Source organism: Vibrio sp. S/42/10 (genome assembly GCF_029890535.1).
Classification (GTDB): Bacteria; Pseudomonadota; Gammaproteobacteria; order Enterobacterales; family Vibrionaceae; genus Vibrio; species Vibrio cyclitrophicus.
In genome coordinates this window covers 72,098-88,911 of sequence record NZ_JAKMZC010000003.1, presented here as the reverse complement: position 1 = coordinate 88,911, position 16,814 = coordinate 72,098, and the positions used below count along the sequence as shown (strand labels likewise).

The window sequence follows — 16,814 nt, the reverse complement described above, 5'->3', positions numbered from 1 at the left end:
CTATTTTTAATAAGGTGCGTATTTATTACTGGCGCTAAAGCACGCACTCTTTTCCTTGTTTCCTTTTCTCATGTATAATCCGCGCCCTTAGATTTAATATTGATCTACTATTGCTTCAATAACTATGTGAAATGACCTTTTACGTGGTGATGAACCTATTAAAATTGTGAACCTTATTGGCGTGAAAGTACTATGAAATTTATTGTTAAGCCCCACCCGGAAATTTTTGTAAAAAGTGAATCGGTGCGTAAGCGCTTCACAAAGATTCTAGAACGTAATATTCGCACTATTCTTCAGCGTCGTACTGAGTCTGTGGCTGTTTTCAACCGTCGTGACTACATCGAAGTGACGTCTGAGAGCGACAAATACTTTAAAGAAACACTCGAAGTATTGACGCAAACTCCGGGTATTCATCACTCCCTTGAAGTTCAGCAATCAGAATTTAAAGACCTGCACGATATTTACGAGCAAGTTCTTGAGCGCAGCCGTGGTCTTATTGAAGGTAAGACTTTCTCTGTGCGAGCTAAGCGTCGCGGTAAACATGATTTTACCTCTATCGAGCTAGAGCGTTACGTAGGTGGTGGTCTAAACCAAGCGGTAGACTCAGCAAAAGTAAAACTGAAAAACCCAGATATTACCGTTAAGGTTGAAGTCGAGAACGGCAAGCTAAACCAAGTGATTGAACGTCATAAAGGCCTAGGCGGTTTCCCTCTAGGTACTCAAGAAGACCTACTGAGCTTGATCTCTGGCGGTTTCGATTCTGGCGTTTCAAGCTACTTGCACATCAAACGTGGTTCGAAAGTACATTACTGCTTCTTTAACCTAGGTGGTCCAGCACACGAAATTGGCGTTAAGCAAGTTTCTCACTATCTATGGGACAAATACGGCTCATCGGCCAAGGTGAAGTTCATCTCTATCGATTTTGAACCTGTAGTCGCAGAGATTCTTGAGAACGTTGAAGACGGCCAAATGGGCGTGGTTCTTAAGCGTATGTTCATGCGCGCTGGTGGTATGGTTGCAGAACGCTTGGGTATTGAAGCGCTAGTAACCGGTGAGGCGCTTGGCCAGGTTTCTAGCCAAACGCTAACTAACCTTCGCCACATCGACAACGTGACCGATACGTTGATTCTTCGTCCACTTATCAACTGGGACAAAGAAGACATTATCGACCTATCTCGTAAGATTGGTACTGAAGACTTCGCGAAAGTAATGCCAGAGTACTGTGGTGTTATTTCTAAGAAGCCAACAGTGAAAGCGAAGAAAGGTAAACTAGAAGCGGAAGAAGCTAAGTTTAACTTTGAAGTCCTGGATCAAGTGATCGAGAACGCTCGTATTATGGATATCCGTGACATCGAGAAAGAGAGTCAAGAGCAAGCTCCTGAAGTTGAACAAGTTCAAGCCGTTGCTGAGCACGCTGTCGTTCTAGATATCCGTAGCCCAGACGAAGAAGACGAAAGCCCACTAGAGATCGATGGTGTTGAAATTAAGCACATCCCGTTCTTCAAGCTTTCAACTCAGTTTGGCGACCTAGACCAAGCGAAAGAATATTTGCTGTACTGTGACCGTGGTGTCATGAGCCGTCTACAGGCACTTTACCTACAAGAGCAAGGTTTCCATAACGTTAAGGTTTACCGCCCATAGTGGTGTGCTAGCCGAATTGCTGAATACTTTGCAAAGCCGCTTACTGAAAAGTAAGCGGCTTTTTTATTTCTATTGAGAATGCTCTACAGTACTGAGGCATAGTCGAGAGTTTGGTGCGCGATCTATATGCTCTAATTTGATATGTTAAATTGTTGGGCTGAAGCGGGTTTTTGTGACGCTGAAAATATGAGTATCTTGAAGGATTCTGTTAGTTTTTAGTGCGATTCAATGATTCGATTTGTATGTGTTCAGTTGATTATTTGAGTGCTTGTTTAATTCTGTGATTAATGATGAAAAATAATAAAGATTAATTAGCACAGCTATTGATAAACTTGTTGCTACTTTTCTTTGCACATAAAAAAACACCGCCCATAAGGCGGTGCAAACAAATTTGACAGACAGGTCAAAATAAATACAGGAAGTACATGCCTCGTTCCAGTATAGAACTGCAACAAAACATTTGGTAGAACTCTACCCAACTCGAAAAGAACGAGTTTGCAAACACAACATCGCAGGAGCTAAACCAATTGATTCTAGAGAGAATCAAGCCGTTCAGGCTAGCTGCTGCGGGATGAAATATAGAATTTCTCTGGCCGCTAGGCAATGGACAAATTATAATGTTTCAGATAAAAAAAACTAATGCTTATTTAGAGAGTAACTATGTCTCGTCGATTACCCCCATTAAACTCGTTAAGAGTGTTTGAAGCCGCGGCTCGACACTTGAGTTTTACGCGTGCTGCTGAAGAGTTGTTTGTTACTCAAGCTGCCGTCAGTCATCAGATCAAAGCGCTTGAAGAATTCTTGTCTTTGAAGCTTTTTCGTCGAAGAAATCGTTCTTTGTTGCTTACTGAAGAAGGGCAAAGCTACTTCTTGGATATCAAAGATATTTTCACATCCCTGGCTGAAGCGACGGATAAAGTGCTTGAGCGAAGTGAGAAGGGCGCATTGACCATCAGCTTACCTCCAAGCTTTGCGATTCAATGGTTAGTGCCAAGACTTGCTGACTTTAATCAACAAGAGCCTGATATTGATGTGCGAATCAAAGCCGTTGATATGGACGAAGGCTCGCTGACCGATGACGTAGACGTAGCTATTTATTATGGTCGAGGTAATTGGTCGGGACTTAGGGCCGATAAGCTTTATCAAGAATATTTAATTCCTTTATGCTCACCTTCGGTGTTGCTTGGGAGCAAGCCGTTAGAAACGCTCAGTGATTTGGCATGTCATACGTTACTGCATGATACTTCTCGAAAGGATTGGAAGCAGTTTGCTAAGCAAAATGGCATCGATGGCGTGAACGTCAATCACGGTCCTATCTTTAGTCACTCAACCATGGTGTTGCAGGCTGCGGCTCACGGCCAAGGCATTGCATTGGGTAATAATGTATTAGCACAGCCTGAAATAGAGGCGGGTCGTTTGATTGCGCCTTTTGACGAAGTGTTGGTGAGCAAGAATGCCTTCTATGTGGTTTGTCATGAAAAACAAGCTGACATGGGCCGTATCGCCACCTTCCGCGACTGGATGCTGGCGAAAGCGCAAAGTGAACAAGAGGATTTACTCGATGAATAACGTCATCATTGATGGTGAAGACAATCCAATCACCTTTATCTTTGCACATGGCGCAGGCGCAGGTATGGAGCATGAATTCATGCAGTCGGTGGCAAAAGGGTTGTCCTTTAAAGGGATAAGAGTCATCCGTTTTAATTTCCCTTACATGATTAAACGTGCTGAAGATGGCAAGCGTCGTCCACCTGACAGAGCGCCTAAGCTGCTTGAAGCTTACCAAGAGATTATTGAGCAGGTTGATGCTGATAAGCTTGTTATTGGCGGAAAATCGATGGGAGGACGCATGGCGAGCCATTTGTCTGAAGTTGATAAGGTGGCAGCAATGGCGTGTTTAGGCTTTCCTTTCCACCCTCCAGGTAAGCCTGAGAAGTACAAAGGTGAGCATCTTGCTGAGTTAGAGAAACCTTGTTTAATTTTACAAGGTGAACGTGACACCTTCGGTAAGCGTGAAGAGTTTGCTGATTTTGAACTGTCTGGTTCTATTCGTGTTGAATTTATTCCCGATGGCGACCACAGTTTTAAGCCTCGTAAGAGTTCTGGCTACACCGAACAGCAAAACATAGCTTTAACCGTTGAGAAACTATCGGCGTTTATCAAAGAGGTGCTTAATGAGAAGTAAGTATTTACTCACCTTTACCGGTATCTCTGGTGCAATAGCCGTAATGCTAGGTGCCTTCGCCGCTCACGGCCTGAAAGCTATTTTATCTGAGTATCAGCTAGGCGTGTTTGAGACTGGCGTTCAGTACCAGTTTATCCATACTCTGGCGATATTGGCGTGTGGCGCTCTGTTACAGATGAAACTTGGCGCTAAATCACAAAAATATTTTTTCATTGCGGCAATTTGCTTTATCATCGGCATCCTTTGTTTTAGTGGCAGCCTTTATGGGTTAGCACTGACAGGAATAAAATGGTTTGGCCCTATAACACCGTTTGGTGGTCTACTATTTATCATTGGTTGGGGAGTCTTCTCCTTCGCTGCTTTGAATATAAAAGAGGTAACTCAGTGAAACACGTACTACTTTATTGTCGCTCTGGTTTTGAAAAAGAATGTGCTGGCGAAATTCAAGACAAGGCAACACAACTGGAAGTGTTTGGTTTTCCTCGCCTAAAGAACAATACAGGCTTTGTATTGTTCGAATGCTATCAAGCAGGTGAAGCAGATAAGTTGATCAAAGAGGTCGACTTCCAATCTCTGATCTTTGCTCGTCAAATGATCGCGGTAGCGGTTGAAATCAAAGACCTGCCAACCGATGACCGTATCTCTCCAATTCTTGAGGCGCTTTCTGAGAAAGAAGGTTTCCCACGTTGTGGCGATATCCGAATTGAAACGCCAGACACCAATGAAGCGAAAGAGCTTTTGAAATTCTGCCGTAAGTTTACTGTGCCAATGCGTCAAGCTATGCGTGGTAAAGGCCTGATGACAGCGAAAGACAATGTTAAAAAGCCTGTGCTGCACTTATGTTTTATCGCTCCGGGTCACTGTTTTATTGGTTACTCTTACCCAACCAATAACTCACAGTTCTTCATGGGCATTCCTCGTTTGAAATTCCCATCAGATGCACCAAGCCGTTCTACATTGAAGCTAGAAGAAGCATTCCACGTATTCATCCCTCGTGATGAGTGGGACGAGCGTCTGGCTCCGGGCATGTGGGGCGTAGATCTAGGTGCGTGTCCAGGTGGTTGGACTTACCAATTGGTTAAGCGTTCTATGTTTGTTCACTGTGTTGATAACGGTATGATGGCAGATAGCCTTATGGAAACGGGTCAAATTAAGCACCACATGGTAGATGGCTTTAAATTCGAACCTGACCGTAAGAACGTGACTTGGATTATCTGTGATATGGTTGAGAAGCCAGCTCGTGTTGCTCACTTGATGGGTGAGTGGATTATCAAAGGCTGGGCGAAAGAAGCACTGTTCAACCTTAAACTGCCAATGAAAGGCCGTTACGATGAAGTACTGCAAGATATCGAGAACCTAAAACAGTTTCTGATTGATAACAAAGTTAAATTCAAGATGCAGGCGAAGCACCTTTACCATGATCGCGAAGAGATCACGGTTCACATTCAGTCACTTTCGAATATCTCACCGTACTAATATTTTCATTAGTATGTCAGTGATAAAGAAAATGCTCCTTTAAGGGGCATTTTTTGTATCTGCTCATCGCATTATCGGGAGTTAAGAATGAGCTTCGTAGCGAATGTCTTGAAGATTGAAGCCCAAATCTATATCAGTTTTTAAAGCTGAAACCAACTTGCACACTCGTGCGGATTCGATGTGTTCATCGAACTTCTTACGATATTTTTTAGGTAAATCTTCAGCTAGGAATGCGGCTTCAATATCGGGATAAGTCGTTAAGATCTCTTTGGCTGCTTTTGGTCCCACGCCTGGGATCCCAGGTACTTGGCTTGAACTAACGCCCGTTAATCCCCAGTAATCTGCAAGTTGCTCTGGTTTTACGCCGAACTCAGCTTCGATAAAGGGCTTATCTAACCAGCGATGTTGGAAGTAATCGCGGATCTGTAGTGTAGGTGATAACAGTTGGCAGTAACCTTTATCGGTAGAGATTATCGTAACTTTTTCACCATGGTCAGCCACTTTTTTTGCGAGTGTTGCTACTAAGTCATCAGCTTCATCGCCATCAGATAACAGCGAATCAATACCTAATTCCCACCAAGCTTGTTGGATAGCATCGAGGCCTTTCAGTAATGGCTCAGGCATTGGCTTTCGGTTTTGTTTATAGGCAGGAAGGACTTCTGCACGCCAGCCCCGATCTTGTAAGTGGTGATCGAATACCGCGATGATGTGAGTTGGTTTAGACTCCGCAAGAATCTTATTAAGAGTACGAGTCGTGGTAGTGATGGTTCTTGCTATATCGGTTGGATCCGGCTGAACTGAGTGAACGCGTCGGATTAGGTTCAAGGCATCGATAATAACAAGATGGATAGACATAAGTTTCCACTAAATAGGCAATAAATAAGGGGCTGCTAGCCCCTTATAGTAACGTATCACTTGGTGAGTTGAAACGCTGGTGACGTAAACGTCATGACTTGTTTAGCTTTATGCTTACGGCTTTGTTATCAGTCAGATATTATCATCAGCTGCTTGGCGCAATTTTATAACAAGGAACGTAGTCGGTACCACCCGGCAGTTTCATTCGATCTTGTTCAACAAAATCATTTAGCAGTTGATCCATCTTAGTCATCAACTCTTTGTCGCCATCAATGAGGAATGGCCCATGCTTCTCAATCTCCAGAATACCTTCGGCTTTGACGTTACCTGCCACAATACCTGAGAACGCTTTACGTAAATTCGCAGCAAGGCTCTCTGTTTTCTGATCCATGTGCAGATCGAGTGCCGCCATAGATTCGTGAGTAGGGTCGAAGGGGAGTTGGAACTCAGGCTCAATATGCAGTGACCAGTTGTAGCTGTAAGCATCGCCTGTTTCTTTACGGTGAGAGCGTACATCTGGCATTGCTTGCTTCATAATTTTCGCAGCACGTGCTGGATCATCAATGACAATTTCATAGTGCTTTTGCGCTTCTTCACCCAATGTTTCACCAATGAACTTATCAATTGAACGGAAGTAAGCCTCGCTCTCTTTAGAGCCAGTTAGAACGATAGGCATCGGTTGGTCTGCGTTGTTTGGGTGCATCATGATACCTAGGATGTACAGCAGTTCTTCGGCGGTTCCTGGGCCTCCAGGGAAGATTATGATGCCATGTGCCATACGAACAAACGCTTCAAGACGTTTCTCGATATCGGGCATGATCACCAGTTCGTTCACTATCGGGTTTGGCGGCTCAGCCGCAATGATTGATGGTTCAGTTAACCCTAAATAACGATGTTCAGTATAGCGCTGCTTAGCGTGACCAATAGCCGCACCTTTCATTGGCCCTTCCATCGCACCTGGTCCACAACCCGTACAGATGTTGAGTTCACGTAGGCCAAGTTCATTACCGACTTCGCGAGTATATTGGTATTCAGTGGCATTAATTGAGTGACCACCCCAGCACACGATCAGGTTCGGCTCAATGCCGGGTGTGAGTGCTCCTGCGTTTCTCAAAATACCAAACACAAGATTGGTGATGTGAGTTGCGTTGGTGAGGTTAAGCCTTTGGTTATCGGCCAAGTGCATGTTGACGTAGACAATGTCACGCAGCACTGAGAATAGATGTTCTTGAATACCCTTGATGATTTCACCGTCGACAAAGGCATGCTCTGGTGGGTTGCTTAGTTCGAGCTTGATACCACGCTCACGACGCACCACTTCAACATCAAATGACTGATACTTGTCGAGCAATTCTTTGGAGTTGTCGGTATGGCTACCCGAGTTCAGTACCGCTAACGTACAGTTACGATACAGTTGGTACAGATCACTAGATGCGGTTTTTTTAAGACGCTCAACTTCAAGTTGAGAGAGTAAATCCATGCTACCGGCAGGGCTGATATGAGTGATCATAGTGCCTCCTTGTTGAGAAGAGCAGAGGCGACTTTTGAAGTGACCCTCTGGCTCGAGAGTGAGAAGCAAACGTTGAAAGTGTTTGGTTAAAGGTGAGAAGAGTTAACCAGACGAAACGGTTACGACAGCGTTGCTTTATGGATTGTATGGAATTGCTTAAGGGCTAATATCGAGTTGCTTAAGATCTTATAAACAGCATGACTTGTCAAGAATGCTTGTTAAGCGAATGTTAATCATAAGCTTAGCAAACATTGAGGGAATTGGTATGTGATAAGTATTTGAAAAAAAGAAATAAATTAAATCAGGCCTAGTTTAATTCCAAACCAATTGGTTAGTACCACGTTGTTTGGCTTTGTTTAGCGTTTTATTGAGTCGCTCTAGTACTTCTTCAGGTGTATCTGACTCTTTGAATTGAGTACTTGCTGCACACAAAGTAATCGTGATTTGTTGGTCACGGAACTTAAAGGGTAAACGGCTGACTTGAGTCTGGATGTTTTGAATTACCTGGTGGCAATATTCATCCGTTTGCTCTGGTAATAACAAGATAAATTCCTCACCAGAAAAACGAGCCACACTATCGGTAGCGCCGGTCTCTTTGGTGATGGTTCTTGCGATAATTTTGAGTGCTTTGTCACCCGCTGTATAACCAAAACTATCATTGATGGCTTTGAAATTGTCGATGTCGAGCAGTACAACACGCAGTGAGTGTTGCGCGCGAATCCAACGGCGGTATTCAAGTTCTAAGCGATCGGTAAAGGCGGTACGATTGTAGACCTTGGTGAGCGGGTCAAGCAACATACGCTGAGCCTGATCTTCTAAACGCTTTCGATAGTCTTGAGTCACTTCATAGAGCGAGTCTAACTGAGTTTTCCCGTAATTCATTCTCTCTATCAGAGCTTGTTCTTTTTGCTCTGCATGATTCAATCTTTCAGAAAGAGAGGCGATTTCACTAAGCAGAGGATTAATCGTCTGCTTTAAGTTATCAATGTCCGTTGCTTTATCTACAGAACTCTGGCTCTTGATGACAAGCTCATTTAGCTCAGAGTTCAGGCCTTGGCGATGCTTAAAGTAGCTTTGGCTTTGGTCTGCATTTTGATCTGCGGTTTTGATGCTAGACGCGAGTGAAGAATTAAGCTGGTCAATAAACTGTTCAGACTTTTTACGCTCTAGATTGGTGCCCTCTATGACTAGTTTGAGAATTTGAAGCGTCAGCTCAAGGAGGTTTTGTGTAGAAACACCAAGCAGCAGTTTGGCTCGAATATCGGTAAGTAGCTCACCCGATTCACCCTCAAAATCGAGTTCGGTGATCAGATGTTGTAATTCGTTTGATAAGTCGGCAAGGAGTTCTTGTTCAGGCGATTGCGCAGCGTCGGCAAAACGAGTACGAGAGTTGTTCGCCATGATCTTTATGGCACGCTCGTAAATACCGAGGAGTTTCATGGCGTGGTCGACTTTCTGACTGCCATTGCATTCGGAGAAGCTAAGTAAGTTTCGTAGATCACGTTTCAACGGTGCTGGTAGGCCAGTTATGCGTTGTAGCGTTTCTCCACTGTGCTTAATGCTATCATCCAGATATCCGTTCTGTTTATCCATAGCCAACGTCTTCTGCTTGAGCATTCTTTCTATGACTGCCAATTTAGGGATCATCGAGCTGATGTCTTTTTGCTTTTCTAGCTCTTCCCTAAGGGCAATGAGGTTTTCATCTAAATAACTGTTACTACCAACGCACGCATCACTTAAAGATGTGACGATGCGCTTAAGAACTTTTTGCTCTCTAATAAATTTGAACGAGGTGTCTCTTTGCGTCAAGCGAATTTGCTCCAACTGAAATTTCAGTTGGTGGAGTTGCGCCTGAATGTCTTTTTCAAGAATGCCCATAGATGTATTAATTAGCGCCGCGTAGATCGATCACGATCATTTAGATGAAATTCCGTTGCATCGATAATAACAAAACTAAAAATAAGGTCACGACTTGCAAGTCTTAACCGCTCGCAATTCAGTCATCTTTTAGCATTTTTTTGATGTTGTCCTCATTCTGGTACGACGATTGTATTTTTATTAACCCTTGATTAATGGCATGTTTACAAGCTTCTCGTATGTTACCAGTTGCAAGGCTTGCCGCTGGTGCGTTATCGATAGCTTTGAGGTATACCCATTGGCTAGTGCGTTCTTTCAAGCTGATTTCACGCGCTAGGTTGGTCGACATCAACAATACATCTAATAGCTCTTGGTCATTAATAGCGGTGTAAGCTCGTGGTAAAAACGGGTAGTCAGCGATGCCCATTCGAATCGTTCGGTTGATATTACGTTCTGGCTCGAAGTCATTTACCCACGATTGAATCTTTAGGAACATCGCTTCTGGTGATGAATCACGATCTGAATTTGGCTCTATATAAAGCAAGTTCGCATCTGAGAAATGATAGACGCGAGCTGGGCCTTCCAGTTTTGATTTTAAGAAATCACCGAAAGCATCTTCGAGCTCTAAGCCCGCTTTATAACCATTTTGCGTATACATGTTGCGCAGGAAAGGTAAGTCAATCATAACGAAGCGTAAGCGGTCGTTTAATGGTTCATAAATCAACTCCCCAAGCTGCCATTGCTCGAAGGTTTGGCTGGTTTGCTCTAACGAATTTGAGAGCTTAGCATTGAGCATTCTTAGGTTCGGAAGCTTTGAACGTGAGTGCGTAAAAAGATCAGTACGCAGCGAATCCACTTCTTTAGCTAAGGTTTGGATGAGGTAGCCTCTGCGTAGTACAAAGAAGAATAGGACGATGCTGAACAGAAATAGGGCGAAGGATATCTTTTGGAATTTACGATGCTCTAACTTATACCTTTCTAATTCTTGCGCTTGACCAGCGTAGTGCAAAGTTTGTTCAGCAAACTCTTTCTGCTGACGGAATGCATCCTCACCTACACGATTTAGTTTTTGCTGCTCTAAAGAAACTAAACTATTGTACTGCTTGAGATTCGCTAATGCTTGTTGAGGACGACCTGCTTGTTCATAGCCTAAGGACAGTAAGTAATACGAACGCTGTGACAGGTGCATATTTTCTATCTGACGTGAAATTTCAAGTGCACGTGTCGCATGCTTGATTACGTCATCGCTCTCTTGTAGATGATAAGCTAACCCTGCCGACAGCAGCGCAGCGCGGCCTTCCAGTTTTGGAATATCTGTGTACTCCAACAGCTCAAGAGCGCGTGTTAGGTATTGTTCTGCAAGAGGGTAGTTATAAAGGCGTAAGTAGGTAGCTGATAAACTCAGACGAATATCAATGACTTGTTGGATATCTCGGTCGGTGCTTTCATGGTCCAAAACGTTGAAGAAATGCACTAACGCAAGGTTATATTTTCCTTGAAAGAAGTATACATCACCCATTTTTTTAAGCACTTGTGCCAAAACAGGTGAGTTTTCAAAGTTATCATAGAAATCAGCAGCTTGAGATAAGTGCTCGAGAGCTTTATCTAACACTTGGCGTTCAAAGAAAAGCTGAGCAAGCAGGCGGTTTACTTTTGCTAAGCGTGAGCTCAGATTACCTTCTACGGATTTCCAGTAGCCATACAACAACTCAGATAGTGCGTGGTTGTACTCTTTATGGGTTAGATAAAATTCACCGACCGCGATGTGGTAGTCGATAGTCACTTTTTCTGAGTAACGCTGATCGAGGTAGGTTTTCGCTTCTTGGTAGAACTTCTCGGCTTCATCGACCTTATTGTCATAAGAGGCAATATCAGCTTTCAGCATGATCAAACGATAGGTAATACCTTCTGTTAAACGCAAGGTTTTATTCACCGATTCTAGGTTTGCTTCGATACTCGCCAGCTCTGTTTTTGCTTTGGCTGATTTCCTGTCACTCAGCCAAAGTAAGCGTACTTTTAGGATCTCAAGATCCAGTTTTAGGTACTCAAGCTTATAGGTTTTCGCAAGCTCAAATGCTTTGTCGATATGTTGAATCGCAATATGAATATTACCAAGGTTGTATTCTGCTTTCGCTAATATCTTGTAGGCATCAATACTGCTGTTTGGGGTTCTGATCGAAGAGTCTGTCTCTTCGCGAGAAATAGCCGATGGGCTTTTCTCGCTTTGGTCTGAAAGGATACGTAGCGTTAGGTAGCTGTTCGCCATTTGTTTTGCTTGGCTCGGCTCTATCTCAACCAAGTTATTGGCTTCATTAAGCAGCGCCGAAGAATAAACCGACGCATTAACCGACGTGCTTAAGCTTAAAATAAATAGGCTAAAAACGTATAACCAACGCATTTCAATATCCCTTTAAAGATTGGGTAGGTTCAAATAAGTGTGGGTGGTTCCAGCCTAATTACTGGCGGGCCATACGCTTATTGTGGCTTGGTCTATCTTGCTCTGTTGAACGGTATGGATTGATATCCAAGCCACCACGACGCGTGTAACGTGCAAATACGGTGAGTTTCGATGGTGCGCAGTATTTCATGATATCCGTAAAGATACGTTCAACACATTGTTCGTGGAACTCGTTGTGTTCACGGAAAGAAACTAAATAGCGCAGCAGTGCTTCACGGTCAATTTGCTTACCTGAATATGCGATCTCAACGCTGCCCCAATCGGGTTGATTGGTGATTAAACAGTTCGACTTCAATAGGTGGCTGTGCAGTGTTTCCTCAACATTTTGCTCGCTAGCAGCTCCTTCTAGCAGTGACGCTTCAAAATCGTAGCTGTTGATTTGGATGTTTTGATTGTCGATACAATCGCCTTCCATCGTCACGATAGGCTGGTTGGTGTAATCCGTTACTGAATTTACATTTACAATCACCGTTTCGCCTGCACATGCAGACAAATCTTGAGTAAGACGTTCAGTGACTTGGTCCCAGTTTTCGAATTGAGTCTGGTTGTAGCTGTTCAAATAAAGCTTGAAAGATTTTGATTCAATTAAATTTGGGCTAGTTGCTGGGATGAAAACTTCACCGACAGCCACTTGTGGCAGGCCATTGGTGTTAAGCCATGAAAGCTCGTACATCGTCCAAATATCATGACCAACAAAAGGCAGCTCGCCGTTTAGCGCAAGATCATCACGATTCAGGCTACGAGGTACTGGTTGCAATAAACTTGCATCGTATTGGTTAGAGTACTCAGTTTTTTGGCCTAGGGTTAAACCCGCTAGCTCTTTTGCGTCAGAATATTTGCTCATACTTTCGTTTCAAATTCGATTAGAATGGGGTCGATTTTACTGAATCCCCATTACCCTGTCATTAAGTCATCGCTTAATCGGTGCGGAAAGGGCTCGGATTCTATTTATTATTTTGTGTTTAGGAGATTTTCATGACTCAACGTGCTCAAGACGCACTGTTTTCTTTTAGTCAGCGATACGTTGATACGTGGCAAAAGCAACACCAGAGCTTACCCCGTAACGAGGAGCTTGTGGATATCGTATCGCCATGCGTAGAAGAAAAGAGTGGCGACGTCGTGTTATGGAAAAGCTATCCACGTGAGCAATTTGCTGATTTTACCAATGTTGAAACTGGCATTGAATTAACCCTGCATGAAGACATCAAAACCTTCTATGGTGCGCAATACAGTGCTGATATGAACGCGACGTTTGATGGCAATGAATTGACTCTATTGCAGATTTGGAGTGATGAAGACTTCGAATGCCTACAAGAGAATATTCTGGGTCACCTTGTGACTCAACGCCGTTTAAAACTTAAGCCGACCGTATTTATTGCTGCAACAGACGCTGAACTGGATGTTATCTCTATCTGTAACTTAACGGGTAACGTGATTCTAGAACGCTTAGGCACTAAAAATCGTGATGTATTGGCCGAGACATTGGCAGAATTCTTAGACAAGCTACAACCTGCGGTATAAATAGATGTACGTATTAGAGCTTCAATTTGAGTGTTTTGATAACACAACGGTCAGCGCTGTCGATAAGGCGGTTAATGGCTTGATGGATGCACTTCGTTATAACGGACAAGTGTTAGGTCGTGAGTTTCCAATCGTGATGGGCGACGGTGAATTCTATGTTCGCGTTGTGTGTCCTGAGCAAGACAGTTTACATCCGCGTAATCACTCAGACTTCGTAAAAGTGTGTTTTGAGCGCTTGTCTAACGCGAGCCTTCTTGCGCCTAAAATGCGTTTGTTGGGTCGAGATCTTAATTCCGAAGAAGTTGCAGAAGATGAAACGCCAAGTTGGCAGGTGTTATACACGACATTCGTTCATACCTGTTCGCCGCTGCGCAGTGGTGATAGCTTGCTGCCAATCCCTTTATATCGCAACCCACCAACATTCAATGGTGACCATAAAGCCGTACTGAAATGGCAGACAGAATGGCAAGCTTGTGATGAAGTACAAATGGGCGGTGGTTGCCGTGCAGAACACGCAACGCTAGCGGAGATCAGTGATACCAAAAGCGTATTGTTCAAACGCGGTTGGGGCTTGAGAGGGCGCATTGAATATCTCACGAAGATCCCAACTTATTACTACTTGTACCGTGTGGGGGGCATTAGTTTAAAGGCCGAGAAAGAGCGGAAATGCCCGCAGTGTGGTGGTGAATGGCTGCTAGATGCACCGATCCACGATATTTTCTATTTCAAGTGTGATGACTGCCGACTGGTGTCAAACATCTCTTGGGATCACCTAAAGTAACCTTCTAGTGTATATTTAAGCGTCATATTTTAGGTGTCGGAGTGCTAATTAAGTGCTCCGATATTCATTTTTATCATTTCTATATTAAACATTCAGTACCTTGCTTCATGTTCGGTACTGTGGCCTCATGACTTACTTTAGCTCTATTTTTCTTACTCCTCATTGTTTATCTCTTTCTCCTTTTAATACGAGCAGAGCGTGATATTCAGCTCTTTCTGTAGTGCCAATGTATTCATTTAAATAACCCTACACCCATCAACTTTCAGTCATCTCAATAGTTAGCCTGATCACAATAATCAATCAGTTCTCTTTCAATTTATATTCTTCCCAATATAAATGGGATCGATCCCATGGGAATGTTCCCATTTGTAATAAAATAATCTGATTCAAGATCTGAAAGGAATGGACGATGAAACTGTTACCTATTGCTGCTGCACTCTCTACTGTCTTACTTGCACCTAATTTATACGCTGACGAAACCACACCATTGGAGTTTAATGGCTACATGCGCGGGGGTGTTGGCTTGAGTAATGAAGGCGGTTCAAATAGCAAATGGGAGGTGAGTAAAGTAGGCCGACTCGGCAACGAAAATGACCTATATGGCGAGTTTGGTTTTAGAAAAGAAGTGTATGCAGAGGACGACGTTTCATTTTTAGTTGATTCCATGTTGTCGTACTGGCAAGGCCAAGATGAGAACGCTGCGGATAAAAGCGTGGATGTAGTTCAACTCAATGTTCAAGCTGTAGGGCTTTTTGAAGATAAAGGTATTGGTATTTGGGCCGGTGAGCGCTACTACCAACGCCATGATGTACACATCGTTGATAATTACTACTGGGATGTAAGTGGTATTGGTGCTGGTGTTGAACACATCAATATGGGCCCTGGTAAATTATCGGTGGCTTTGATTCAAGACACGGTTACGGGCGATGTGTTTGATGGCAAAGAGACCACAGCCATGATTGCTGATATACGTTATGCGGGTATTCCATTGTGGAACAATGCGGATCTTGAGGTCGGTATTGATATGAACTTCGCCAATGAAAAGCAGGGTCAAACGGTGGACGCGGATGATAGTGTGATGCTGACGGCCAGCCTAAATCAAAACCTAGCGGGTGGCTTCAACAAAACCATTCTTCAAGTTGCTAACTCTGGTTATGCAGAGCAGATGACAACCTTTGGTACAGGTAAGGGCATTGTTCGTGATGCAAACAACAATGATGCTGACGGCTTTCGATTGATTAACTGGGGTGTGCTTGCTATCGGTGAGAACATCGAATTTGGCCACACGGTTCGTTATGCCGCGTCATCGGGGGTTGGTGCGAATAACAGTGATGATGAGTCGTTCAGTGCAGTAATACGACCGCTTTATAAGTGGGACAAGCGCATGCGTACCATTCTTGAAATTGGTGGCTTTGTTGAAACTATTGATAACCAAGACGGCGCGGGCGGCAAGTTCACTGTCGCTCAAGCTTGGGTACCGCAAGTGGGTTTCTGGTCACGTCCTGAATTTCGTATCTTTGCGACTTACCTAAATGATGCTGAAAATGATAATGCTTTCGGTGAAGGTAAGAACAGTGAAATGAGTGTTGGCATGCAAGTGGAAGCTTGGTGGTAAGTCGAATTTTCTTGTAAATCGTAACCAATAAAAAGGGGCTGATGTTATATCAGCCCTTCGGGTATCTATACCGCGCTGTAGTTTAGTTGATTACCAACCTTTAACCACACCACCTTGGAAGATGTCAGAAGCTGCGTTGTACACTTCTTCAGTTTGGTAAGCTTTAACGAAGTTTTGTACGTTTTCTGCGTTTAGATTGTCTTCACGAGAAACGATTAGATTCACGTAAGGAGAGTCTTTGTCTTCAACGAATACACCATCTTTTTGTGGAGTCAGGTTGATAGAACTTGCGTAAGTTGTGTTGATGATAGACAAAGCTACATCATCAAGAGAACGCGGCAGTTGTGCTGCGTCTAGTTCAACAATTGTAAGATTCTTAGGGTTCTTAACGATGTCACGAACTGTCGCTAGAAGGCCTGCACCTTCACGAAGCTCAAGTAGACCTTGTTGCTCAAGAAGCAGCAGAGAACGACCTAGGTTAGTTGGATCGTTTGGTACAGCAATGCGCGCGCCGTCTTGGATTTCGTCAACAGATTTCACTTCTTTAGAGTAACCCGCGATTGGGTAAACAAACGTGTTACCAGCGATAGTCAGTTTGTAGCCACGGTCAGCAACTTGCTGATCTAGATACGGTGCGTGTTGGAATGCATTGATGTCGATAGAGCCGTCATCTAGAGCTGCATTTGGTGTTACGTAATCTGTGAAAGTCACTAGTTCAACATCTAGTCCGTACTTTTCTTTCGCCACTTTAGCTGCAACTTCAGCAACTTGTGCTTCTGCACCTGCCATTACGCCAACTTTTACTTTAGAAGTATCCACTTCTTTATCGCCACAACCTGCTAGTACTAACGCTGATGCCGCTGCTGCGATAGTAAGTAAACCTTTAAGGTTAAATTTCATAATAATCTCCTTTTA

General features: G+C 43.6%; 14 protein-coding genes. 8 read left to right on the top strand and 6 right to left on the bottom strand.

Going from position 1 to position 16,814, the window contains the following annotated elements:
• Nucleotides 1-192 precede the first annotated feature (192 nt).
• The 5 genes from thiI (at nt 193) to rlmM (ending at nt 5,302) form a co-directional block, all read left to right on the top strand.
• Nucleotides 193-1,641, top strand: coding sequence for a tRNA uracil 4-sulfurtransferase ThiI (gene thiI / locus L8S15_RS04455; protein WP_016767601.1), 1,449 nt, complete (start codon nt 193-195; stop codon nt 1,639-1,641).
• Nucleotides 1,642-2,301: 660 nt separating this feature from the next.
• Nucleotides 2,302-3,210, top strand: coding sequence for a transcriptional regulator GcvA (locus L8S15_RS04450; protein ID WP_010436387.1), 909 nt, complete (start codon nt 2,302-2,304; stop codon nt 3,208-3,210).
• A complete protein-coding gene (locus L8S15_RS04445; RefSeq protein ID WP_016796148.1) occupies nt 3,203-3,826 on the top strand; it encodes an alpha/beta fold hydrolase in 624 nt (207 codons plus the stop codon). The genes L8S15_RS04450 and L8S15_RS04445 overlap by 8 nt, the downstream gene beginning before the upstream one ends.
• Nucleotides 3,816-4,214 (top strand): DUF423 domain-containing protein, encoded by a 399-nt coding sequence (locus L8S15_RS04440; RefSeq protein WP_010436391.1) that lies wholly within the window; start codon nt 3,816-3,818, stop codon nt 4,212-4,214. Before L8S15_RS04445 ends, L8S15_RS04440 begins: the two co-directional genes overlap by 11 nt.
• Entirely contained in the window at nt 4,211-5,302 is a 1,092-nt protein-coding gene (gene rlmM, locus L8S15_RS04435) for a 23S rRNA (cytidine(2498)-2'-O)-methyltransferase RlmM (RefSeq protein ID WP_010436393.1), read from the top strand. Before L8S15_RS04440 ends, rlmM begins: the two co-directional genes overlap by 4 nt.
• Nucleotides 5,303-5,383: 81 nt before the next feature.
• Here the strand turns inward: rlmM and xni are convergent, their stop codons facing one another.
• The 5 genes from xni to queF form a co-directional block, all read right to left on the bottom strand.
• The gene (gene xni / locus L8S15_RS04430) at nt 5,384-6,157 is read right to left on the bottom strand and encodes a flap endonuclease Xni (RefSeq protein WP_010436394.1); all 774 of its coding nucleotides are present in this window, start codon (nt 6,155-6,157) and stop codon (nt 5,384-5,386) included.
• A 145-nt stretch (nt 6,158-6,302) separates the two neighbouring features.
• Nucleotides 6,303-7,667 carry a nucleotide 5'-monophosphate nucleosidase PpnN gene (ppnN, locus tag L8S15_RS04425; RefSeq protein ID WP_010436397.1) on the bottom strand — a complete coding sequence of 455 codons (1,365 nt, stop codon included), beginning with the start codon at nt 7,665-7,667 and terminating at the stop codon, nt 6,303-6,305.
• 312 nt (nt 7,668-7,979) lie between these two features.
• Nucleotides 7,980-9,545, bottom strand: a complete 1,566-nt coding sequence (locus L8S15_RS04420) for a GGDEF domain-containing protein (protein ID WP_280572040.1) — start codon at nt 9,543-9,545, stop codon at nt 7,980-7,982.
• A gap of 118 nt (nt 9,546-9,663) precedes the next feature.
• Nucleotides 9,664-11,922, bottom strand: a complete 2,259-nt coding sequence (locus tag L8S15_RS04415; protein WP_010436402.1) for a tetratricopeptide repeat protein — start codon at nt 11,920-11,922, stop codon at nt 9,664-9,666.
• A 58-nt stretch (nt 11,923-11,980) separates the two neighbouring features.
• Complete coding sequence (queF, locus tag L8S15_RS04410; protein ID WP_016767598.1) at nt 11,981-12,826, bottom strand: NADPH-dependent 7-cyano-7-deazaguanine reductase QueF; 846 nt, start codon at nt 12,824-12,826, stop codon at nt 11,981-11,983.
• Between the two features lie 131 nt (nt 12,827-12,957).
• Between queF and syd the strand changes: the two genes are divergently transcribed.
• The 3 genes from syd (at nt 12,958) to L8S15_RS04395 (ending at nt 15,899) form a co-directional block, all read left to right on the top strand.
• On the top strand, nt 12,958-13,503 hold the full coding sequence (gene syd / locus L8S15_RS04405) for a SecY-interacting protein (protein ID WP_010436408.1): 546 nt from the start codon (nt 12,958-12,960) through the stop codon (nt 13,501-13,503).
• Nucleotides 13,504-13,507: 4 nt separating this feature from the next.
• Entirely contained in the window at nt 13,508-14,284 is a 777-nt protein-coding gene (locus L8S15_RS04400; RefSeq protein ID WP_010436409.1) for a Zn-ribbon-containing protein, read from the top strand.
• A 409-nt stretch (nt 14,285-14,693) separates the two neighbouring features.
• Nucleotides 14,694-15,899 carry a carbohydrate porin gene (locus tag L8S15_RS04395; protein ID WP_010436412.1) on the top strand — a complete coding sequence of 402 codons (1,206 nt, stop codon included), beginning with the start codon at nt 14,694-14,696 and terminating at the stop codon, nt 15,897-15,899.
• Between the two features lie 90 nt (nt 15,900-15,989).
• Here the strand turns inward: L8S15_RS04395 and L8S15_RS04390 are convergent, their stop codons facing one another.
• Entirely contained in the window at nt 15,990-16,799 is an 810-nt protein-coding gene (locus L8S15_RS04390) for a MetQ/NlpA family lipoprotein (protein WP_010436416.1), read from the bottom strand.
• Nucleotides 16,800-16,814 lie beyond the last annotated feature (15 nt).

Coding starts and splice junctions, on each gene's coding strand:
- L8S15_RS04445 (WP_016796148.1), top strand. CDS start 3,203: ATGAATAACGTCATCATTGATGGTGAAGACAATCCAATCACCTTTATC.
- L8S15_RS04395 (WP_010436412.1), top strand. CDS start 14,694: ATGAAACTGTTACCTATTGCTGCTGCACTCTCTACTGTCTTACTTGCA.
- thiI (WP_016767601.1), top strand. CDS start 193: ATGAAATTTATTGTTAAGCCCCACCCGGAAATTTTTGTAAAAAGTGAA.
- L8S15_RS04390 (WP_010436416.1), bottom strand. CDS start 16,799: ATGAAATTTAACCTTAAAGGTTTACTTACTATCGCAGCAGCGGCATCA.
- L8S15_RS04450 (WP_010436387.1), top strand. CDS start 2,302: ATGTCTCGTCGATTACCCCCATTAAACTCGTTAAGAGTGTTTGAAGCC.
- xni (WP_010436394.1), bottom strand. CDS start 6,157: ATGTCTATCCATCTTGTTATTATCGATGCCTTGAACCTAATCCGACGC.
- ppnN (WP_010436397.1), bottom strand. CDS start 7,667: ATGATCACTCATATCAGCCCTGCCGGTAGCATGGATTTACTCTCTCAA.
- L8S15_RS04440 (WP_010436391.1), top strand. CDS start 3,816: ATGAGAAGTAAGTATTTACTCACCTTTACCGGTATCTCTGGTGCAATA.
- L8S15_RS04420 (WP_280572040.1), bottom strand. CDS start 9,545: ATGGGCATTCTTGAAAAAGACATTCAGGCGCAACTCCACCAACTGAAA.
- syd (WP_010436408.1), top strand. CDS start 12,958: ATGACTCAACGTGCTCAAGACGCACTGTTTTCTTTTAGTCAGCGATAC.
- L8S15_RS04415 (WP_010436402.1), bottom strand. CDS start 11,922: ATGCGTTGGTTATACGTTTTTAGCCTATTTATTTTAAGCTTAAGCACG.
- queF (WP_016767598.1), bottom strand. CDS start 12,826: ATGAGCAAATATTCTGACGCAAAAGAGCTAGCGGGTTTAACCCTAGGC.
- L8S15_RS04400 (WP_010436409.1), top strand. CDS start 13,508: ATGTACGTATTAGAGCTTCAATTTGAGTGTTTTGATAACACAACGGTC.